Origin of the sequence: Stenotrophomonas maltophilia group sp. RNC7, from assembly GCF_030910085.1 — a bacterium.
Lineage (GTDB): Bacteria > Pseudomonadota > Gammaproteobacteria > Xanthomonadales > Xanthomonadaceae > Stenotrophomonas > Stenotrophomonas sepilia.
Window position 1 is genome coordinate 1 of the sequence record NZ_JAVFVN010000358.1, and the last position, 353, is coordinate 353.

Consider the following 353-nt stretch of genomic DNA (forward strand, 5'->3'; position numbering starts at 1 on the left):
ATTCAATGAATGAAACAGTTTTTGAAGCCCTATTTCGTCAGGCTGTTATTAACAATTTTAAAGAGGAGATAGAATCCATTCCATCAAAGGATCAGCTAGCTAAAAACTACTCGTTTTCTCCAATATTTGAAATGAAGATGAAGAAAGTTTTTGCCAAAGATCAGAGAAAAAGTTTTATTAAAATGTCCATGAATTATGCCAGAAAGGTCGCCTCAATTATCATTATTGTGTTTGGAATTATGTTTTTCACATTGCTTTTTAGCCCTGAAGTTCGAGCCGCAGTAGGAAACGTATTTGTTGAATGGTATGAGAAGTTTACTTCATTTACATACAGAACTGAAGAGGCTATTGTT

Annotated in this window: 1 protein-coding gene; it reads left to right on the forward strand. The window is 33.4% G+C overall.

All coding sequences use genetic code 11. The features are described from left to right. The coding region (locus RCF13_RS05935) for a hypothetical protein (protein ID WP_308140956.1) at window positions 1-353 on the forward strand (353 nt) is incomplete at both ends.